Here is a 19,115-nt window from a genome sequence, read left to right on the forward strand (position 1 = left end):
AAACCATTTTAAATTTTAGACAAATGGAAGAGAATATTGTTTAATAGGAGAATATAAGTGCATTTAGCTAAAAGATCAGACATCAAAGGGGAGAAAGGTATGGAAACACCGGAAACAAGATTTTGTAAAGAGTCAAAGGTTGTGAAAACCAGCAGGGTGTTCCCGCTTGACACGAACAACCATAATACGCTGTTTGGCGGAAAATTAATGAGCTACATAGACGACATTGCCTCTATTTCAGCGGCGCGCCATTGCAGACGTGAAACGGTAACAGCTTCAATGGATTCTGTAGATTTTTTAAAGCCGATCGGGCAAAAGGATTCTGTCTGCCTAGAGTCATATGTGACATGGGTCGGCACATCTTCCATGGAAGTATTTGTGAAAGTTATTAAGGAGCATTTGATGACTGGCGAACGGGAACTCGCTGCCACATCCTTTTTGACATTTGTCGCATTAGATTCAAATGGCAAGCCGGTGCCTGTACCGAGGGTTGTACCGGAAACAGAAGAAGAAATCATGCTGCATAATACAGCTGTACAGCGTGCTAATGAACGTAAGAACCGCAAGAAACACAGCCAGGCGCTTGCAAATGCGCTCGGAACTGATAAGCCTTGGTGAACGTTAAACCCAAAACATAAGTTGTTTTGGGTTTTTTTTTTGTACTTTTCAATGGTGATTATTGCAATGGTTAGTCCGTTTTTGCTAGGGGATTCTATAAAAAAGCAACAAATGTCATGTTAAATTGATAATTTTGTGACAACTTTATTAAAGATTCATTTTAGATATATCTTTTATTCGTAAGATCATGTATTTTAAAGATATATTATGAATACATCTTTTCGAAAGGATTGTTTATAAAATGTTAGATAACAAAACAATCGAAATTATTAAAAGCACTGTACCCGTATTGCAACAGCATGGAGAAACAATCACTGGCCGTTTTTACGATCGGATGTTTCAAGACCATCCAGAGCTTTTGAACATTTTTAATCAAACAAACCAAAAGAAAAAAACACAGCGAACTGCTCTGGCAAATGCCGTTATTGCAGCTGCGGCAAACATTGACCAATTAGGAAACATCATTCCGGTTGTCAAACAAATCGGCCACAAGCACCGCAGTATCGGAATTAAGCCTGAGCACTACCCAATCGTCGGTAAATATTTGCTGATTGCGATTAAAGATGTATTGGGAGACGCTGCAACTCCTGACATTATGCAGGCATGGGAAAAAGCGTACGGAGTCATTGCTGACGCGTTCATCGGAATTGAAAAAGACATGTATGAACAGGCTGAAGAGCAAGCCGGCGGCTGGAAGGAGTATAAGCCATTCGTTATCGCAAAAAAAGAGCGGGAAAGCAAAGAAATTACATCCTTCTATTTGAAACCGGAAGACGGCAAGCCGTTACCTGAATTCCAAGCAGGGCAATATATCAGCATCAAAGTGCGGATTCCTGATTCTGAATATACGCATATCCGCCAGTACAGCCTGTCTGATATGCCGGGAAAAGACTATTATCGAATTTCAGTGAAGAAAGATGGTGTCGTGTCTTCTTACTTACACGATGGGCTGCAGGAGGGAGATTCAATAGAGATCAGCGCACCGGCAGGGGACTTTGTTTTAGATCATGCATCACAAAAAGATCTCGTTTTGATCAGTGCCGGAGTTGGCATTACACCAATGATCAGCATGCTTAAAACATCTCTTTCCAAACAGCCTGAACGGCAAATTCTGTTCATTCATGCGGCGAAAAACAGTGAATATCATGCATTGCGCCATGAAGTAGAAGAAGCAGCAAAACATTCTGCTGTTAAAACAGCATTTGTGTATCGCGAGCCGACAGAGGAAGACCGTGCAGGTGATCTGCATTTTCATGAAGGACAGATTGATCAGCAATTCCTCAAAGAACTGATTGCCAACACAGATGCGGATTACTATATTTGCGGTTCACCGTCGTTTATTACGGCAATGCATAAGCTTGTATCAGAGCTCGGATCAGCGCCGGAATCTATCCATTACGAGCTATTCGGCCCGCAATTAAGTTTGGCGCAGTCCGTTTGAACACATACATGAAACTCTTCTCCTTTCAGAGAAGAGTTTTTTATTGAGATATAAGAAGGTAGACAAGCGCCGGTTTCTACATCCGGACAATCACAGACCCGCCGCCATTTGTGCATACACGGTTTTGCTGTTCTTGCATTGTTCTCAGCAATTCATTGTTTACCTCAATCGCTCTAATTAGTTGCTCCATCCTTAGCTCCAAACCGGCCAGCCTGTCGATTGTTTGCTGCTGGTAGCCCGCGGGTTGGGGAGCCAATGGCAGATCAAAGGGCCAATGGGTATTCGACTTCTGATTTTTCATATTGCGTATTGCGCCTCCAATCGGTGTCACTTTCTATTATGTTATGTTCAGGCGATGTGCACGTTCGCCTATTTAGACACTGATGCATAGCGGGCCTGCCACGGGGCACAATAGGCTCAATATGACCAGCGGATGGAGGTAAAGATCGGTGTTATGGATGGTATGGGTATTTTTACTGAAGCCAGTTATCGTATTTTCGATTGCATATATTTTGTTTCGGCTTGCCGGTAAAAAAGCTGTGTCACAAATGAACAATTTTGATCTGCTTTTGACCTTCGCAATCGGAACCATTATCAGTGAGCCGATCCTTACATCCAAGCTGCCGATGTCAATTTATTATGCGGGTGCTTTTTTGGTGCTTTATCTTATCATGAGCAAGCTCTCTTTATCTAATAAATGGCGATGGCTCCTAGTCGTGAGCCCGACTGTCCTAATCCGAAACGGGGATATTGATGAACGCGGCCTTCGTAAAGAAAGGCTGACTGTTAATGAGCTGCTTGGAAAGCTGAGGGAAAAGGGCTATGCCGACCCGGCTGACATTGATCTTGCTATCATTGAAGAAACGGGAGAAGTAAGCGTCATCCCGAAAGAGGAAGCGAGAGCGGTGCAGGTGCGGGATTTGAATATGGAAGCTGAACGGAATTTTATCCCGATTCCGCTCATACTGGATGGCGAAATCCTTGATCATAATTTGAAATATCTCCAAAAAAACCGATCCTGGCTGTTTGAGAAGCTTGAGGAAAAAGGGTACAGCCCCAAACTGCTGTCTTCGATTACCCTTGGCACGATGAATGCACGCGGTGATATATCCCTTGATTTAAATACCGCTAATGAACCGCAGCATGATCCTTACTTATATAAACCGGGAAATAACAATTAAGATGGCTCTCTCTTGTAATGAGAGCTTTTTTCTTTTTTAAAGGGAATTTTTGTTTGGTGTCAAATGTACCTAGTTAGGAGGGGAACTGAACATGAAGGACTTATCCATAAGAAACGACATGGCGCCAACGGTCAGTTTGCTGTATTCCGCAGTGGAAGAAAACAGTCTCCGTCTGGCTTCCATCGTAAGCCATATGACACACAGTGAACTTTACTATAAGGGGCGCTGCCAAACAAAAAACAGCACGGCTCAGCTTTTGCACCATATCACAAATGTTGATATCAGATGGGTCTGGCGTATCAAGGAAAATCGGATACCGGACCATATTGAACAGGCATACGGCCCGATGACAGATGAAAGCGGACGGCTGCCTGAACCGGTGAATCAGCCAGACTTAGATGAACTCCTGAAAAGACATCAGCATGTAGTTGAGGAGTTGAAATCGGTATGCTTCACTTTAACTGAAAATGCTTTGAACCAGCCGCTTTCTTTTGAAGGTGACACCGCGACGATACGATGGGGAATTTGGCATATGGCAGATCATAACCGCTATCATCAGGCACATATTGAAGCTCTCAAAAAAGAATGGAAGCAGGATGTGGCGAAATATGAACGCTAAAACGAAGCTTGTGACTGATCGAATTCGTTTGCGCTGTATGGAAGATCGGGATCAAGCCACTTTGTTTGGGCTGCTTTTTAATGATCCTGACGTCATGAAATATTATTCCGGTTTAAAAGATAAGAGGCAAACCCGCGAGTGGGTCAATTGGAACCAACGAAATGAAAAAGGGTACGGCGTTAGTCTGTGGATCGCCGAAGATAAGCGGACAGGGGAGTTTTTGGGGCAATGCGGCATCGTTCCCCAGCAGATTGAAAATCAAACCGTAATGGAAATTGGCTATATGTTTGCCCGCCGCCACTGGGGGAACGGCTATGCGCAAGAAGCGGCTCGGGCCTGTCTGGACTATGGCTTTAACGAGCGGCAGTTCGGCAAAATGACGGCTTTGATTGATCCAGGTAACAAAGCGTCCATACGGGTAGCGGAGAAAATCGGCATGCATTACAGCAAAACGATCAGAAAATGGAATAAACCGATCGCGGTATATGAAAGAAAATCTTACAATTGAAAGATAGAGCTGAGTTTAGTATCATGATATCATGTAAAGTTTTCTAGGGTTCCGCATGTCAATTGACATGGACTGGTCCGAGAGAAAACACATACGCGTAAATAGAAGCGCGTATGCACACGGAGGGAAAAAAGCCCGGGAGAGTCAATCTCATGTGAGACGACTGTCCGGGGTTTTTTTGTTTTCGGAGAATCCTAATAGATAGAAAGGAATGACTCAAAATGAAATGGGGATTGGTCGTGCTTGCCGCTGTTTTCGAGGTTGTTTGGGTGATAGGCTTAAAGCACGCTGACTCAGCCTTAACATGGAGCAGCACTGCCATCGGCATCATATTCAGCTTTTACCTTCTAATGAAGGCGACTCACAGTCTGCCTGTTGGTACCGTGTATGCCGTCTTTACCGGGCTCGGCACAGCGGGAACAGTACTTAGTGAAATCGTTCTCTTTCATGAACCGGTTGGATGGCCGAAGCTATTGTTAATTGGCGTGCTCTTAATCGGTGTAATCGGGTTGAAGCTTGTGACACAGGATGAGACAGAGGAAAAAGGAGGCGAGGCATAATGCTGCACTGGATCAGTTTATTGTGCGCGGGCTGTTTAGAAATGGCCGGCGTGGCCCTTATGAATCAATATGCGAAAGAAAAAAGCGTGAAATGGGTGCTGTTGATCATTGTTGGTTTTGCCGCTTCATTTTCCTTGCTGTCGTACGCAATGGAAACCATTCCGATGGGAACGGCTTACGCGGTCTGGACAGGAATTGGCACCGCCGGCGGGGCGCTTATCGGCATCCTCTTTTACAAGGAGCAGAAAGACGCCAAACGGATCTTCTTTATCGCGTTGATTTTATGCTCAGCAGTTGGTTTAAAAATTCTGTCATAAATTGATTTTTATCAAATCTTCAGTATAATGGATAAATAGTTTAGACTTACAAAGATAAGAGGGATTATTCATGAAATCATATATGACTCAGCGGTTGGACGAATACCGTGACGGAAATGAGGATAAAGGGCGGCTCTTGGTCAGCTGCCCCGATCAGCCGGGTATCGTCTCTGCAGTTTCCGCGTTTTTATTTGAACACGGTGCCAATATTATAGAATCAAATCAATATACGACAGACCCTGAAGGCGGCCGGTTCTTCCTGAGAATCGAATTCGACTGCGCAGGCATTCGTGAGAAAAAAACATCACTTCAGGCAGCGTTTGCCTCTGTTGCGGAAAAATTCGACATGACATGGAGCTTAACTTTGGCGAGCGAACTGAAGCGTGTCGCCATTTTCGTTTCAAAGGAGCTCCACTGCCTGCATGAGCTGATTTGGGAATGGCAAACCGGCAACCTGATGGCGGAGATCGCTGTTGTCATCAGTAACCATGAGGAAGCGAGAGAGCTGGTTGAGCGCCTGAACATTCCATTCCACTATATGAAAGCGAACAAAGACATCAGAGCGGAAGTCGAAAAGAAGCAGCTTGAACTGCTGGAGCAGTACGATGTTGATGTCATCGTTCTCGCACGCTATATGCAGATTCTAACTCCTGATTTTGTTTCGGCTCATCCGAATCGCATCATCAATATCCACCATTCATTCCTGCCAGCTTTTATCGGTGCGAATCCGTACAAACGGGCCTACGAGCGCGGCGTGAAACTGATCGGTGCGACATCTCATTATGTGACAAACGATCTTGATGAAGGGCCGATCATTGAACAGGATATTGAGCGTGTGGACCACCGCGATAATGCGGAAGCGCTGAAAAACATCGGAAGAACAATTGAACGCAGCGTGCTTGCCCGTGCTGTGAAATGGCATTTGGAAGACCGTGTCATCGTTCATGAAAATAAAACAATCGTCTTTAACTAGACTGCAAGAGGCCCGCGCAATGCGGGCTATTTTTGATGACAAAAAACCTTGACAAGTGTCTTTTTTCTTTGCATAATATAAAAAAATCATTGAGCGTTGAAGAGGATTAGTAAGCAGACCTTTCTGTGACAGAGAGCAAAATGAATCGCTGAAACATTTTGCCGCATGAAACCTGCCGAACCTGCCTTGGAGTCCTAGGGGGAAAACCTAGGCGCATAACCTGGCGTTACAGGAGAGCGGAGCGTGCACAAGCGCGTTCAATCAAGGTGGTACCACGGAAACCCATTTCGTCCTTATGAATCAGGATGAAATGGGTTTTTTTATTGTAGAAGAGCCGCGGAGGAGAATAAATGAAAAAACAAAGAATAGTAGTGAAAATAGGAAGCAGTTCGCTCACGAATAGCAAAGGAAGCATTGATGAGGCAAAAATCAGAGAGCATGTTCAGGCGATTTCCGTGTTAAAAAAAGCGGGGCATGAAATGATTCTGATTACCTCAGGTGCCGTAGCGGCGGGGTTTTCCAGCCTCGGTTATCCATCCCGTCCCGTTACCATCAAAGGAAAACAGGCGGCGGCCGCGGTCGGACAAACACTGTTAATGCAGCAATATATGAATCAATTTAAACAATACTCACTGACTCCGGGACAAATCCTTTTAACGAGAAATGATTTTTCGAAAAGAGAACGGTACCGAAACGCGTATGCTACGATAATGGAATTATTGGAACGCGGCGTCATTCCGATTATCAACGAGAACGATTCTACGTCTGTTGAAGAATTGACATTCGGAGATAATGATATGCTTTCTGCGTTAGTCAGCGGATTGATTCACGCGGACCAGCTCATGATTCTCACCGACATTAACGGACTGTATGATGCCAATCCAAATGAAAATCCTGAGGCGAAACGATTTGATTATTTGCCGGAGATCACGCCTGAATTGCTTGGATATGCAGGTTCAGCTGGATCAAAGGTCGGCACCGGCGGAATGAAATCAAAGCTGTTAGCCGCACAAACCGCGCTGTCTCTGGGAGTGAAAGTATTCATTGGAACTGGCAGCGGAGAGCAAAAACTTGCGGACATTTTGGACGGCAGGGGAGACGGCACTTATATCGGAGACAAAGAACTATCTTCGGTTAACAACACAAGGCAGTGGATTCAGTTCCACTCGCCGATATCGGGAGAAATTATCATTGATGCGGGTGCCGAGGAGGCGATGATCCATAATGGAAGCAGCCTTTTGCCCGCTGGCGTTGTGGGTGTGAACGGAAGCTTTCCGAAAGGGGCGGTCGTGGAAGTCAGGGGACCGGGCGGCGTGATCGGCAAAGGCCAAACCCATTACTCCTCTGAGGAGATTATGGAAGCCAAAGGAAAACGCAGTGACGAACTTGATTTTGAGAAAACGTTTGAGGTTATTCATAGGAATGACTGGGTCAATGTAAACGACTAGGAGGCGGAAAAATGAGTGAAGTTTCTGTAAAAGCGAAGCTGGCGAAAGAAGCAGCAGCCGAAATGATCATGAAAACAACAGCCGAGAAGGATGAGGCGCTCAGCCTCATTGCAAACGGACTCCGCAAAGAACTTGATTTTCTCTTGGCGGAGAATGCAAAAGACATTGAGAACGGAAAAGAGAATGGTTTAACTCCGGACATCATTGACCGTCTCACACTGGATGAGAAACGGATACGCGATATCGCGGACGCGGTGGAGCTCTTAATCGACTTAGCGGACCCAATCGGCGACTCTCTTGAAACGATTGAAAAAGAAAACGGCCTGTTTATTGAAAAAATCCGTGTGCCGCTCGGTGTCGTAGGAATGATTTATGAGGCGAGGCCAAACGTCACAGTTGATGCGGCTACCCTTTGCCTGAAGACAGGGAACGCGGTTGTGCTGCGGGGAAGCTCCTCAGCCATCCACAGCAACAAAGCGCTCGTCAGTGTCATTCACAGAGCACTTGAGCAATCAGCGCTTCCGATTCACGCTGTGCAGCTGATTGAGGATACAAGCAGAGAGACAGCAAAAGAGCTCTTTACGTTAAATGATGGCTTAGACGTATTGATTCCGCGCGGAGGCAAGAAACTGATTGATCTCGTTGTGAGAGAATCAACAGTTCCTGTATTAGAAACGGGAGCAGGAAACTGCCACATATTCATTGACGAAACAGCCAAACCGCAAATGGCAGAAAAGGTTGTCGTAAATGCCAAAACGCAACGCCCTTCCGTATGCAACGCGATTGAATCATTGCTGATTCACAAGGCTTGGGCAAGACAGCACGGGAAAGAATTGCTGGACCAGCTGGAAAACGCGGGAGTTGAAATTCGCGGTGATGAATTGGTGTGTGAACTTCATCCTTCAAGCAAACAAGCATCAAAAGAAGATTGGGAAACCGAATTTTTAGCGCCTGTCCTCAGTGTAAAGACGGTTGAAAACGTCCAAGAAGCTGTGAAGCATATCCAACAATACGGCACCAATCATTCAGAAGCGATTTTAACTGAAAATGACAAAAACGCGGCATATTTTCAAACGGCTGTCGATGCTGCCGCGGTCTATCATAACGCGTCAACCCGCTTTACCGACGGCTTTGAATTCGGCTACGGAGCCGAAATCGGCATCAGCACGCAAAAGCTTCATGCAAGAGGACCGATGGGGCTTCCTGCACTGACTTCTACAAAATACATCATTAAAGGAACTGGGCAAATCCGTGAATAGCGGGGCAAAGTTCAATGAAAAAGCTTATCTCATTACGAGATAAGCTTTTTTATACGCGAAAAATTGACATTTCAAATTTAATTGTGTACAATTTAATTGTATAAAATATATTGGGGGAATGAAAAATGAGTCAGCCATTATTTACCGCAACTGTTTCAGCGGTAGGAGGAAGAGAAGGAAAGGTCATTTCATCAGACCGCGTTCTTGAGCTTGATGTCGCAATGCCGGGGACACCGAGAGCCAAGAAATTAGAAAAAGCGACAAATCCAGAGCAGCTGTTTGCAGCAGGTTATGCAGCTTGCTTTGACAGCGCCCTGCAGCTTGTCGCAAGAACAGAACGGGTAAAAGTAGAGACAGAGGTTACAGCAAATGTTAGCCTGTTAAAGGATGAAGCGGACCAGGGCTATAAGCTGGGTGTGACGCTGCAAGTAAAAGGAGAAGGAGTCAGTGCATCAGAATTGGAGGCGCTTGTGAAAAAAGCGCACGGCGTCTGCCCGTACTCAAAAGCAACCTCCGGAAATATTGATGTGACACTTGAAGTTGCTGAATAAATAAAAAGAGGATGCCTGTACAAGGCATCCTCAATTTTTTTGATGAAGTGTTTCCAGCAATGTATATAGAGCGGATTTTAACTGTTTGAGATCCTCCCCAGACTGCTTTGAGAGCCCCAGAATTGTCTCTGGAATGTCAGCCGCTTTTTCTTTTAATAACGCTCCGTCCTCTGTCAGGCTGATCAACACGGACCGCTCATCCTCTTCAGATCTTTTTCTCGTAATCAAACCCTGTTGTTCCATTCGTTTAAGCATCGGAGTGAGCGTTCCTGAATCTAAATACAGCTGTTCGCCTATTTTTTTGACAGTAAGCGTTTCATGTTCCCATAACAAAAGCAAAGCCAAATATTGAGGGTATGTTATATTCAGCTTATCAAGCAGCGGCTTGTATTGCTTTGTCATTTCCCGCGAACTTGCATATAGCAAAAAACATAGCTGATTCTCCAATTTCATATGATCAAATTTATTTTCCATTTTGTTCACCAACTCTTTTTTGTCATTCGATTCTATTGTATCTGAAAAACCTCACTTTTCCTATTCTCGGCAAACATAGCATGTTTAAAAAGATCAGAAAGGGAAATATAACAACTAGATACAAATAAGGAGGTTGGGAAATATGGCACTATTTACAGCAAAAGTAACCGCGCGAGGCGGACGAGCAGGACATATTACATCAGATGACGGTGTTCTTGATTTTGATATTGTCATGCCAAATGCCAAAAAAGAAGGACAAACCGGCACAAATCCGGAACAGCTCTTTGCGGCAGGGTATGCTGCATGCTTCGGCGGCGCGCTCGAACACGTAGCCAAAGAGCAGAATATCGAAATTGATTCGGAGATTGAAGGGCAGGTCAGCCTCATGAAGGATGAGAGCGACGGCGGGTTTAAAATCGGTGTCACACTTGTTGTGAACACGAAAGATTTAGATCGGGAAAAGGCACAAGAGCTTGTCAACGCCGCTCATGAATTCTGTCCTTACTCAAAGGCAACCAGAGGAAATGTTGATGTAAAACTAGAATTAAAATAATGACCGGCATCCTGAGTGTTCTCAGGATGTTTTTTGGTGTCGGAGCATGCGGGGCGGGCACAGATTTATGATAAAACTTCAGAGAAGCGTTTGAAGCATGCCTTTAAACCAAAAGTTACAGGTGAAGCGGGCGGCTGGCTCGGTGTCTGCCAAGCTGAATTCCGGCGCGCATGATTGCTGTTTTGTATTTGCACAGGGCATAGCGCTACTTGGAGAAATAACAAGGACCAGGCCGCGCATGCCTGATCCTTTTAATATTCTTTCTTATTGGCGAAGTTCCGCCATGCTTGAAACGGGGATAAATGCTCTGTTAGTGTCACTTGATAAAAGGGGATCGATCTTTCTTCAGCAGGTTTATCAATTTCTTTATAAATGAATGAATCATCAAACCCGGCTTCGGCAGCGTCTGTGTGCTCAGCTGCATAGAAAACGGCTTTAGGCCGGGCCCAGTAGATGGCGCCCAAGCACATTGGGCATGGTTCACAGCTCGTATACAAAATGCAGTCATCAAGCTGGTATGCTCCTAGCACCTTACAGGCTTTTCGAATAGCTGTGACTTCCGCGTGGGCAGTCGGATCATTGCTTGTTGTGACGTTGTTCTGTCCCTCTGCAATAATGGCTCCGTCTTTCACGATAACGGCTCCAAAAGGCCCGCCGATTCCTGCATTCACTCCTTCACATGCGAGAGTGACAGCCCGTTTTAAGAACGTTTCATGATTCATCCCAATCCCTCCTGTCAATAGAGTGTTATTAGTATAGCCGAAAAAAATGCAAAGAACATTCTTAAAAAAGTGCAAAATAAACAAAGTAATTGGGGGATTTGCTAAAATAAGAAACTATTGTGGCTGTATTATAGAAAAAAACCATCTGCCAAATGCAGATGGTTTTTTCAAATTATACTAGCTGTGTCTGCTGTGCTCTTGCCTGTTTTGCAGCTTCAACCATGTTTTTCAATGCTGCAACCGTTTCTTCCTGCTGTCTTGTTTTCAATCCGCAGTCTGGATTTACCCAGAAGCGGTCAGTCGGACAGACGGCAAGCGCATCAACGATAATATTGTACATTTCTTCAGTTGACGGCACACGAGGGCTGTGAATGTCATATACACCAAGGCCAAGCCCTTTCAAATACGGGTGGTTTTTTAAGTAATCTAAAAATCCTCCGTGGCTTCTGCTATGTTCGATTGTAATCACATCGGCATCAAGATCATTGATTGTATCAACGATATCTTCGAAGTTGCTGTAGCACATATGTGTATGAATTTGTGTCTCGTTTTTCACGGAAGAAGTGGTTAATCTGAAAGCTTCTGCCGCCCAAGTCAAATACTCATCCCAATCGCGGGTTTTTAATGGAAGGCCTTCACGCAGCGCTGGTTCATCGACTTGAATGATTTGAATGCCTGCGTCTTCAAGCGCTTTAACTTCTTTGCGAAGGGCAAGCCCGATTTGGAAGGCGATTTCTTTCCTCGAGATGTCGTTTCGAGGGAAAGACCAGTTTAAGATTGTAACCGGGCCCGTCAGCATTCCTTTTACATGCTTGGAAGTCAATGACTGTGCGTAGACTGTGTCTTTCACTGTCATCGGTTCAATAAATTCAACATCTCCGTAAATGACTGGCGGGCGGACACAGCGTGAGCCGTATGATTGAACCCAGGCATATTTAGTGAAGGCGAAACCGGCCAGCTTTTCACCGAAGTATTCGACCATGTCTGTCCGTTCAAATTCGCCGTGAACAAGGACATCAAGCTCCAATTCTTCCTGAATATCAATCCATCTTTTTGTTTCCGCATTGATAAAGTTTTGATACTGTTCATCGGACCACTCAGCTTTCCGCCATTTTTGGCGTGCGCTCCGCACTTCAGCAGACTGCGGGAAGCTGCCGATCGTTGTCGTCGGCAAAAGCGGAAGGCCGAGAGATTCATTTTGCAGGGCTAAACGTTCTTCAAACGGAATCGGGCGCTTGAAGTCTTTATCAGTTAATTGCTCAAGCTCTTTCTTTTGTTCAGAATTGGCGCCTGTTGCAAACTGTTTAAGCGCCTGGATATCAGCCTTAGCCTGCTGAATCTCTTCGCTGATCGCCGCTTTTCCTGATACTAAGCCTTCTTTCAAAGCTGTCAGCTCGGCCAGCTTTTCTTTTGCGTAGGATAATCCGTTCAATAGGTCTTTTTCCAAATGCTCATCAGGGTGTTTCGCTACTGGAACATGCAGCAGGCTGCTGGAAGGCTGAATCCACAGTTCATCAACTTTTGCAATGCTGAGAATATCAAGAACGGCATCGAGACGCTCTTCAAGGTCCGCTTTCCAAATGTTGCGTCCGTCGATAACGCCGGCTGCCAGCACTTTATCTGTCGGAAAGCCATGTGTTTTAAGCTGTTCCAGGTTTCTGCCTTTGTCGTGAACGAAATCAAGGCCAATTCCCTGAACCGGGTAAGAGATCAGCTCTTCATAAGCATCAACAGAATCAAAATACGTCTGCAAAAGCACATTCAAGGATGAAAGCTCACTTGTAATGCTTTCAAATAATTCTTTTGCACCGCGGACATCTTCACTAGAGGCGGTAACGAGCGCCGGCTCATCGATTTGAACCCATTTTACGCCTTCTTCTTCAAGCTCTTTCAAAAGCTGTACATATAATGGCACAAGTCGTTTTTGGATCGCTTTTGCTTCAGACGGTTCATAGCCTTTAGCAAGCGTAACGAACGTATAAGGGCCGACAATCACAGGCTTTGTTTCCACACCGTATTCCTGTTTGATCCGGCGATAATCTTCGAGTTGTTTGTTTCTTGTCAGACGGAACTCAATGCTCTCGTCATATTCCGGAACGATGTAATGGTAATTTGTATTAAACCATTTTGTCATTTCACTAGATACGGCGTCTTTGATTCCGCGGGCGATAGCGAAGTATGTATCGGTAGCGTCAGTCAAATGTCTGAAACGTTTCGGGATCCAGTTGAAGCTGACTGCTGTGTCGAGTACATGGTCATACTGTGTGAAATCAGAAACAGGCACAACATCAATCTGCTGGTCAATTTGTGTTTTTACTGCGGATAAAAATAGTTCGTCGATTTGCTTCAAAAACGTATCTTTATCAGTACTGCCTTTCCAATACGCTTCAAGTGCTTTTTTCCATTCCCGGTTCAGTCCGATTCTCGGAAATCCTAAATTCGATGTTTTGATGGTTGTCATTGTTTCTCCTCCTTTATATGTAAAACACTCTCTTTAACCCGCGGATACAGGCTGCTAAGAGGTTTTCTCACAACAAAAAGCCTCTTTCCCATGAGAGAAAGAGGCTTTTCTACGTAAAACACTGCCTCTCTCATCTCTCAGACACAATCTGATGGAATTAGCACCGTGCCTTATGAGACATCAGTCTCGGCGCGAAAAGCAGTGCGCCCCATTTCACAATGGTATTACGGTCGGTTGCTGTTGGGGTCAAAAGGCCAATCCCTCGCCCAACTCTCGATAAGAGAAAATGTTATTAATTTTTTGAAAAGTTGAATCATTTGTTGGTAATCTTAACAGTAATTCAAATTCATTGTCAACATAGAATTTGAAATTTTTATTTACATGATGTGGTGTATATTATATAAGAAAAATAATCTTATAGGGTCAACAAATGTGATTGCTCTGCTTTTTCTGCGAGCTCATCAGGAGCTGTTAAATACAGGAATCCATTTCCTGCCAGCGTTTTTGCAATATCAAGAGGAAGTGTCCTGCGGATTAGCTGTGCGAAAACCTCAGATTCAGAAAGCTTTCTTTGAAATGATTCTTCTTCATAGCTTTTGATTAAAGCAAGCGCACCGCTGACATGAGGGGCAGCCATTGAAGTGCCGGTCAGCTTACCGTACTTCTTGTTGGGAAGGGTGGATAAGATGTTTTCTCCTGGTGCCACAAGGTCAATCTCTTTATTTGCGTTAGAAAATTCTGATAATTCTCGCGCTACAGAAACAGATCCAACTGCAATCACTTCATTATAAGCTGCGGGGTAGGAAAGCTCTTCTGTGCGTTCGTCGCCGTCACCTTCATTTCCCGCTGCACAAACGACAAGCACTCCGTTTTTCACTGCGTTTTTCACTGCTTCTTTTAGCTCTGGCACATCGCTTGGCCCTCCAAGGGACATTGAGATGATGTCGACTTTCTGTTCCACCGCGTAGTTGATGCCGTTAATTATCCATTCGTATTGTCCGCTGCCGTTCTCGCCGCCAAGAACCTTCACAATCAATAGGCTTGCCTCAGGCGCGACTCCGGCAATGCCTCCGTTTGAATCATTAGCTGCAATTGTTCCGGCGACGTGTGTGCCGTGTCCGTTGTAGTCGGAAATCGCATCTTCCTTGCCGCCGTCGTCATCCGTGAAGTTCTTTCCGCCGATGATTTGATTTTTTAAATCAGGGTGGCTTGTGTCGCAGCCCGTGTCTAATACAGCAACTTTAATATTTTTGCCTTTTACCCCTTTTGCCCACATTTCTGGCGCCTTAATCACTTTAATGCCCTCAGGAAGCTCGTTTACATCCATGATCTGCTCATTCGTCACATACGGGATCAAGCGGATTTCACCATTCATAAAAAAGCCCTCCTTTTTTATGCTTTCAAGTGGATTCAAGGGTGTTGCCTCATATTATATGAAAAAAACAAGCGCTCGGACAGAGCCATTTGAAGCATTTTGAAAAAATAGGATACACACCAAAGAATTAGTAATTTTCAAAATATTGGATGGCTTCGGCGTGTATGACTGGGATTCAACTGTAAGTCAAGTTATAATAGTGTTGGGGAAAGGAGCAGTGTCATGAAACTGAATGAAAAATTATATGCATTTTTTTCAGAGCATGTGGAACAAATGGCCGAGGAATGGATTGAAACGATGGAGGAAAGTGATCCGAATTCGCTTTACGCCCTACATAATGCAACAGTAACGGAAGAATTGAAAGAGCAGGACAGAGAATTTTACCGGCATCTGAATTACATGTATGTTTTACCGGAAAAACAATTTCTCGAAGAGTTTCAAGAGTGGGTCATTGAGCTGACCAACGATCAAAAACATCTCGACACACCGGTTCAGTATGTCATTCGGGAGTTTATGAGAAACAGGAGATTATATACGAAGTATTTTGAGAAGTTCGCAGAAGAAAATGAATCAGCGTTTGAACCGGGAGAGAAGCAAAAATGGGCTGATTTGATTGTAAAAGTATTTGATTTCACCATATATACATTCGTTGATCACGCTGAAATGAATGCCAAGCAGCAATTAAACGCCCAAAGAGAAATGATATTGGAATTAAGCTCACCTGTCATTACCCTGAGCAAATCAACAGCTCTGCTGCCGCTTGTCGGTGACATTGATACCGAACGGGCGAAGTTTATTCTGGAAAACACGCTTCAAGCTTGTGCGAAAAGACGTGTGGAGCATCTGTTAATCGATCTGTCAGGTGTTGTTGTGGTGGATACGATGGTGGCGCACCAGATCTTTAAATTGATTGAGGCGCTTAATCTGATCGGTGTCCGGTCAACCCTGTCAGGAATCAGGCCTGAAATTGCGCAAACTGCTGTACAGCTGGGGATTGACTTTTCGAATATTACTATTAAAACCAACCTTGCCCAAGCATTAAACTATCATCAATAAAAAAATCCGCTATCTGTGATAGCGGATTTTTTATGATGCGAAACATAAAGATACGAGAAAGGATCCCGCGAATAATAAGAGGACGAGGCAAAAGAACACCCAGTCGCGCCGGTTCACGCTCAATGTCCTGTAGTATGTCCGGTTTCTGCTTCCTGTAAATCCTTTCGATTCCATCGCAAGCGCTGTCCGTTCCGCTTTTCTGATGGCGCTTGCCAATAGCGGTATGGTATATCGTTTTAACGCACCGATTTTATTCATGATGCCGCTCTCCGCCGCTCCTCCTCTGATTTTATGAGCCTGCTGAATCAGCTGGACCTCATCCTTTAACAGCGGAAGAAAGCGAAAGCCTGCAATGACACCGTACGCGAGCTTAGGTGAGAGCCTGCACTGCTGGACAAGGCTCAGCATAAATAAAATCGGATCGGTTGTAAAAACAAACATCATCGATAAGGCGGAAAAGCATAAAATACGAAACCCGAGAGAGATGCCGACAGACACATTATCGCTGTTAATTGAGATAGGGCCTGCTTGAAACAAAAAATTATCCGATGTTGTCGGCACTTTTCCAAAAACTGCGGCTGTCCACACGCATCCGAATGCTAAAATCAAAAACGGAATCGTAAACAACAACCATTTTTTCAATGGGATTCCGGCCGCCAGTAAAACGCCCGCAACGATGATGATATAAAAACATGCCGGAGTGTAAGGGTTGTAAATAAACGACAGCATGACGACACAACAAAAAACCGCCGCCGCTTTCACAGTCGGATTAATGAGATGTAACGGTTGCTTCATCACGCACCTCCTCTTGAAATGCCATCCATTCATATAGAAGGGGAAGGGTGAGCTTTGCTTTTTGAACAAGCCCTGTTTCTTGAGAAAACAACTGCGCTGGAGATCCGTCAAAGGCCAGGCCTGTATCGTGAAGCACAAGCACGCTGTCAGCATACGAAGAGACTAGCTCCATATCGTGTGTAATCATAAGGACAGCAGTTCCCTCTGCCTTGATACGTTGAATCATTTCCATGCATTCAGCCGCCGTGCGGGCATCCTGGCCAAAGGTTGGTTCGTCTAATAATAAAACCTTTACGTCATGCATGAGCATAGTAGCTACGCTCAGTCGCCGTTTTTGCCCTTGGCTGATCGCAAACGGATGATGATCAGCCAAATGCGCAAGACCAAAACGCTGCAGCAGGTGTTGCGCTTTTTTCTCAGTTTCAGCATTTGCTTTCTGGCCGAACAGAAGCTCGTCATACACCGTATCGGTGACGAATTGATGCTCAGGGTTTTGAAAAACAAATCCCATCCGTTTACGCAATTCTTTTTCTTTATATTTCTGCAGCGGCTGATCATAGAGAAGGATTTTGCCGCTTTGCGGTTTCATGAGACTGGCCAGAACTGATAGGAGCGTCGATTTTCCAGTTCCGTTCGGACCGACAAGCGCCGTTAAAGAGCCTTCGCGCAACGAAAAGCTGATGTCTTTGAAAATCGCCTGCTGTCCTCTCGCGAACGAAAGGCTGCTGACTTCAAGCACACTCTCCCCAGAAGGGGCTTTCTTCTTTTTGACATGCCCGGCAGGAATAGGCTCTTTGAACAGCATCTCTTTTGATAAAGTAAACGGCATACTCAGCTTTTCCTGCAGATGACAGACCTTTGGAATGGCGATGCCCAATTTCTTTAGTGTCTCCGCTTCATGCTGAAATAGATTTTTCGTCAGGCCATCCAGTGCCTTTTTGCCTGATTTGTCGAGTACGATCGTTCTCTCAATCCAAGGCGCCCATTCATCAAGCTGGTGCTCAATGACGAGGAGGCTGAAACCTTTTTCCCGCTGAAGATCCTTCATCAGATGAACGAACTCCCGAGCTGAGAAAGGGTCTAAAAGAGAGGTCGGCTCATCTAAAATAATAAGCTCAGGCTCCATCGCCAAAATACAGGCGAGAGCCACTTTCTGCTTTTGTCCTCCTGAAAGGGTTGAGATCATTTTTTCTTTTAAATGGGTAATGCGTAATTTTTCTAATACGGCGTTGATTTTCTCTGTCATTTCTTCTTTTGGAATTTGCAGATTTTCCAGCCCGAACGCTATTTCGTCCTCCACCGTCAGCATGCAGAACTGCTGATCAGGATCCTGAAAAACGACCCCGGCATGCTGAGTAATCGTTTCGGAGGTTTCAGCATCTGTGACCGGCTTTTGAAATAGAAATACATGTCCGGACTGAATGCCGTCGCAAGCCTCCGGATATAGACCGTTTAAACAAAGGGCGAGCGAGCTTTTACCGCATCCGCTCGGTCCTAATAATAAAACACATTCTCCTTTTTGAAGCTCAAACGAAATGTCTTGAAAAACCGGTTTCTCGTCTTCTTCATAAGAGAAGCTGAGCTGCTCAACCGTCAGAAGCTCATCAAAGGCTTGCATGTTCTGACGCCCGCTTCCGTTTCTTTTTCAGTTCCTTTCCGAGTGCCATTCCGTTTAACACACCTGTATAAGCGAGAGAGTCGCTGACAGCTTTTCCGAGAAGCCCCGCCAAAAGCGCGCCGGAAATGAGGCGGATCACAAGCATAATGAGCAGATAACCTGGTGAATAGGCTGCATAGCCAGAAACAAAGAGATCATAGATAAAGCTGGCTACTGAAGACCCCATACCGGCCAGCATAAGGACAGGGAGAGAGTATGCTTTCCAGCGTGTTGCAAGAAATACAGCCTCAGCCCCGAGCCCTTGAACAATGCCAATGACGATGACCATCGGGCCAGACGGATTTCCCAGCAGGCACTCAACGAGAGCGGCAATGATTTCAGAAACGAGCGCCGCACCCGGTTTTCGAATCATGTACGCGGCGATCACAGAAACGATAAACCAAATGCCGTAAATTGGTTCATAGGCGATTGGCCCAAACATACCTGCAAGCACGTTTCCGAAATGTGTAAATAATAAATAAACAACGGCAAATACGATACTGATAACGGACATGATGACAATTTCTTTTACTTTCCAGCTTTTCAT

Annotated in this window: 21 protein-coding genes, 1 pseudogene and 2 riboswitches; of the genes and pseudogenes, 14 read left to right on the forward strand and 8 right to left on the reverse strand. The window is 45.0% G+C overall.

Features of this window, described 5'->3' with window-relative positions; all coding sequences use genetic code 11:
• The first annotated feature begins 99 nt into the window (after positions 1-99).
• Positions 100-618, forward strand: a complete 519-nt coding sequence (locus KXZ66_RS07030) for an acyl-CoA thioesterase (protein ID WP_003232595.1) — start codon at positions 100-102, stop codon at positions 616-618.
• Between the two features lie 241 nt (positions 619-859).
• Entirely contained in the window at positions 860-2,059 is a 1,200-nt protein-coding gene (gene hmpA / locus KXZ66_RS07035; RefSeq protein WP_072175406.1) for an NO-inducible flavohemoprotein, read from the forward strand.
• Positions 2,060-2,135: 76 nt separating this feature from the next.
• Here hmpA and KXZ66_RS07040 read toward each other — a convergent pair whose 3' ends face one another.
• Complete coding sequence (locus tag KXZ66_RS07040; RefSeq protein WP_032725555.1) at positions 2,136-2,360, reverse strand: hypothetical protein; 225 nt, start codon at positions 2,358-2,360, stop codon at positions 2,136-2,138.
• A gap of 148 nt (positions 2,361-2,508) precedes the next feature.
• Between KXZ66_RS07040 and KXZ66_RS07045 the strand changes: the two genes are divergently transcribed.
• From KXZ66_RS07045 to KXZ66_RS07085, 9 genes are all read left to right on the forward strand, one after another.
• Complete coding sequence (locus KXZ66_RS07045) at positions 2,509-3,240, forward strand: DUF421 domain-containing protein (protein WP_015715759.1); 732 nt, start codon at positions 2,509-2,511, stop codon at positions 3,238-3,240.
• Positions 3,241-3,331: 91 nt separating this feature from the next.
• The gene (locus tag KXZ66_RS07050; RefSeq protein WP_049139777.1) at positions 3,332-3,859 is read left to right on the forward strand and encodes a DinB family protein; all 528 of its coding nucleotides are present in this window, start codon (positions 3,332-3,334) and stop codon (positions 3,857-3,859) included.
• Positions 3,849-4,367, forward strand: a complete 519-nt coding sequence (locus tag KXZ66_RS07055; protein WP_021479443.1) for a GNAT family N-acetyltransferase — start codon at positions 3,849-3,851, stop codon at positions 4,365-4,367. The genes KXZ66_RS07050 and KXZ66_RS07055 overlap by 11 nt, the downstream gene beginning before the upstream one ends.
• A 32-nt stretch (positions 4,368-4,399) precedes the next feature.
• A riboswitch (guanidine-I (ykkC/yxkD leader) is annotated at positions 4,400-4,511 on the forward strand.
• A gap of 77 nt (positions 4,512-4,588) precedes the next feature.
• Positions 4,589-4,927: a multidrug efflux SMR transporter subunit YkkC gene (gene ykkC, locus KXZ66_RS07060; RefSeq protein WP_151870270.1), complete on the forward strand. Its 339-nt coding sequence runs from the start codon at positions 4,589-4,591 to the stop codon at positions 4,925-4,927.
• Complete coding sequence (ykkD, locus tag KXZ66_RS07065; protein ID WP_015252242.1) at positions 4,927-5,244, forward strand: multidrug efflux SMR transporter subunit YkkD; 318 nt, start codon at positions 4,927-4,929, stop codon at positions 5,242-5,244. Before ykkC ends, ykkD begins: the two co-directional genes overlap by 1 nt.
• Positions 5,245-5,314: 70 nt before the next feature.
• A complete protein-coding gene (gene purU / locus KXZ66_RS07070; RefSeq protein ID WP_021479442.1) occupies positions 5,315-6,217 on the forward strand; it encodes a formyltetrahydrofolate deformylase in 903 nt (300 codons plus the stop codon).
• Between the two features lie 350 nt (positions 6,218-6,567).
• Positions 6,568-7,665: a glutamate 5-kinase gene (gene proB, locus KXZ66_RS07075; RefSeq protein ID WP_017695098.1), complete on the forward strand. Its 1,098-nt coding sequence runs from the start codon at positions 6,568-6,570 to the stop codon at positions 7,663-7,665.
• Positions 7,666-7,676: 11 nt separating this feature from the next.
• Positions 7,677-8,924 carry a glutamate-5-semialdehyde dehydrogenase gene (gene proA, locus KXZ66_RS07080; protein WP_014476586.1) on the forward strand — a complete coding sequence of 416 codons (1,248 nt, stop codon included), beginning with the start codon at positions 7,677-7,679 and terminating at the stop codon, positions 8,922-8,924.
• Between the two features lie 125 nt (positions 8,925-9,049).
• The gene (locus KXZ66_RS07085; protein WP_003232574.1) at positions 9,050-9,475 is read left to right on the forward strand and encodes an organic hydroperoxide resistance protein; all 426 of its coding nucleotides are present in this window, start codon (positions 9,050-9,052) and stop codon (positions 9,473-9,475) included.
• A gap of 30 nt (positions 9,476-9,505) precedes the next feature.
• Here KXZ66_RS07085 and ohrR read toward each other — a convergent pair whose 3' ends face one another.
• Positions 9,506-9,949, reverse strand: a complete 444-nt coding sequence (gene ohrR, locus KXZ66_RS07090) for an organic hydroperoxide resistance transcriptional regulator OhrR (protein WP_141949430.1) — start codon at positions 9,947-9,949, stop codon at positions 9,506-9,508.
• Positions 9,950-10,091: 142 nt separating this feature from the next.
• Here ohrR and KXZ66_RS07095 point away from each other — a divergent pair, with 142 nt between their 5' ends.
• Together KXZ66_RS07095 and KXZ66_RS07100 are read left to right on the forward strand one after the other, a co-directional pair.
• On the forward strand, positions 10,092-10,502 hold the full coding sequence (locus KXZ66_RS07095) for an organic hydroperoxide resistance protein OhrB (RefSeq protein WP_003232570.1): 411 nt from the start codon (positions 10,092-10,094) through the stop codon (positions 10,500-10,502).
• A gap of 26 nt (positions 10,503-10,528) precedes the next feature.
• Positions 10,529-10,705, forward strand: a pseudogene (locus tag KXZ66_RS07100) (hypothetical protein).
• A gap of 48 nt (positions 10,706-10,753) precedes the next feature.
• Here KXZ66_RS07100 and guaD read toward each other — a convergent pair.
• From guaD to isp, 3 genes are all read right to left on the reverse strand, one after another.
• Entirely contained in the window at positions 10,754-11,224 is a 471-nt protein-coding gene (gene guaD / locus KXZ66_RS07105; RefSeq protein WP_038829040.1) for a guanine deaminase, read from the reverse strand.
• 172 nt (positions 11,225-11,396) lie between these two features.
• Positions 11,397-13,685, reverse strand: a complete 2,289-nt coding sequence (gene metE / locus KXZ66_RS07110) for a 5-methyltetrahydropteroyltriglutamate--homocysteine S-methyltransferase (protein WP_003232565.1) — start codon at positions 13,683-13,685, stop codon at positions 11,397-11,399.
• A 127-nt stretch (positions 13,686-13,812) separates the two neighbouring features.
• Positions 13,813-13,968: riboswitch (SAM riboswitch) on the reverse strand.
• Between the two features lie 132 nt (positions 13,969-14,100).
• Positions 14,101-15,060: a serine protease Isp gene (gene isp / locus KXZ66_RS07115; protein ID WP_003232562.1), complete on the reverse strand. Its 960-nt coding sequence runs from the start codon at positions 15,058-15,060 to the stop codon at positions 14,101-14,103.
• A gap of 222 nt (positions 15,061-15,282) precedes the next feature.
• On the opposite strand from isp, the gene rsbRB reads away from it, so the two are divergent.
• The gene (gene rsbRB / locus KXZ66_RS07120) at positions 15,283-16,116 is read left to right on the forward strand and encodes an RsbT co-antagonist RsbRB (RefSeq protein ID WP_003232560.1); all 834 of its coding nucleotides are present in this window, start codon (positions 15,283-15,285) and stop codon (positions 16,114-16,116) included.
• A 30-nt stretch (positions 16,117-16,146) separates the two neighbouring features.
• Here the strand turns inward: rsbRB and thiX are convergent, their stop codons facing one another.
• The 3 genes from thiX to KXZ66_RS07135 are packed head-to-tail and all read right to left on the reverse strand — an operon-like array spanning position 16,147 to position 19,115.
• Positions 16,147-16,911, reverse strand: coding sequence for an HMP/thiamine ABC transporter permease ThiX (gene thiX, locus KXZ66_RS07125; RefSeq protein ID WP_219144858.1), 765 nt, complete (start codon positions 16,909-16,911; stop codon positions 16,147-16,149).
• Positions 16,886-18,529 carry an ABC transporter ATP-binding protein gene (locus KXZ66_RS07130; protein ID WP_003245821.1) on the reverse strand — a complete coding sequence of 548 codons (1,644 nt, stop codon included), beginning with the start codon at positions 18,527-18,529 and terminating at the stop codon, positions 16,886-16,888. Before KXZ66_RS07130 ends, thiX begins: the two co-directional genes overlap by 26 nt.
• Entirely contained in the window at positions 18,516-19,115 is a 600-nt protein-coding gene (locus KXZ66_RS07135) for an ECF transporter S component (RefSeq protein ID WP_003232554.1), read from the reverse strand. Before KXZ66_RS07135 ends, KXZ66_RS07130 begins: the two co-directional genes overlap by 14 nt.

It is taken from the genome of Bacillus sp. LJBS17 (genome assembly GCF_019334685.1).
GTDB lineage: Bacteria > Bacillota > Bacilli > Bacillales > Bacillaceae > Bacillus > Bacillus subtilis.

Bases quoted from the DNA above. Each gene is read 5' to 3' on its own strand.
- KXZ66_RS07030 (WP_003232595.1), top strand. From the start codon at position 100: ATGGAAACACCGGAAACAAGATTTTGTAAAGAGTCAAAGGTTGTGAAA.
- hmpA (WP_072175406.1), top strand. From the start codon at position 860: ATGTTAGATAACAAAACAATCGAAATTATTAAAAGCACTGTACCCGTA.
- KXZ66_RS07040 (WP_032725555.1), bottom strand. From the start codon at position 2,360: ATGAAAAATCAGAAGTCGAATACCCATTGGCCCTTTGATCTGCCATTG.
- KXZ66_RS07050 (WP_049139777.1), top strand. From the start codon at position 3,332: ATGAAGGACTTATCCATAAGAAACGACATGGCGCCAACGGTCAGTTTG.
- KXZ66_RS07055 (WP_021479443.1), top strand. From the start codon at position 3,849: ATGAACGCTAAAACGAAGCTTGTGACTGATCGAATTCGTTTGCGCTGT.
- ykkC (WP_151870270.1), top strand. From the start codon at position 4,589: ATGAAATGGGGATTGGTCGTGCTTGCCGCTGTTTTCGAGGTTGTTTGG.
- ykkD (WP_015252242.1), top strand. From the start codon at position 4,927: ATGCTGCACTGGATCAGTTTATTGTGCGCGGGCTGTTTAGAAATGGCC.
- purU (WP_021479442.1), top strand. From the start codon at position 5,315: ATGAAATCATATATGACTCAGCGGTTGGACGAATACCGTGACGGAAAT.
- proB (WP_017695098.1), top strand. From the start codon at position 6,568: ATGAAAAAACAAAGAATAGTAGTGAAAATAGGAAGCAGTTCGCTCACG.
- proA (WP_014476586.1), top strand. From the start codon at position 7,677: ATGAGTGAAGTTTCTGTAAAAGCGAAGCTGGCGAAAGAAGCAGCAGCC.
- KXZ66_RS07085 (WP_003232574.1), top strand. From the start codon at position 9,050: ATGAGTCAGCCATTATTTACCGCAACTGTTTCAGCGGTAGGAGGAAGA.
- ohrR (WP_141949430.1), bottom strand. From the start codon at position 9,949: ATGGAAAATAAATTTGATCATATGAAATTGGAGAATCAGCTATGTTTT.
- KXZ66_RS07095 (WP_003232570.1), top strand. From the start codon at position 10,092: ATGGCACTATTTACAGCAAAAGTAACCGCGCGAGGCGGACGAGCAGGA.
- guaD (WP_038829040.1), bottom strand. From the start codon at position 11,224: ATGAATCATGAAACGTTCTTAAAACGGGCTGTCACTCTCGCATGTGAA.
- metE (WP_003232565.1), bottom strand. From the start codon at position 13,685: ATGACAACCATCAAAACATCGAATTTAGGATTTCCGAGAATCGGACTG.
- isp (WP_003232562.1), bottom strand. From the start codon at position 15,060: ATGAATGGTGAAATCCGCTTGATCCCGTATGTGACGAATGAGCAGATC.
- rsbRB (WP_003232560.1), top strand. From the start codon at position 15,283: ATGAAACTGAATGAAAAATTATATGCATTTTTTTCAGAGCATGTGGAA.
- thiX (WP_219144858.1), bottom strand. From the start codon at position 16,911: ATGAAGCAACCGTTACATCTCATTAATCCGACTGTGAAAGCGGCGGCG.
- KXZ66_RS07130 (WP_003245821.1), bottom strand. From the start codon at position 18,529: ATGCAAGCCTTTGATGAGCTTCTGACGGTTGAGCAGCTCAGCTTCTCT.
- KXZ66_RS07135 (WP_003232554.1), bottom strand. From the start codon at position 19,115: ATGAAAAGCTGGAAAGTAAAAGAAATTGTCATCATGTCCGTTATCAGT.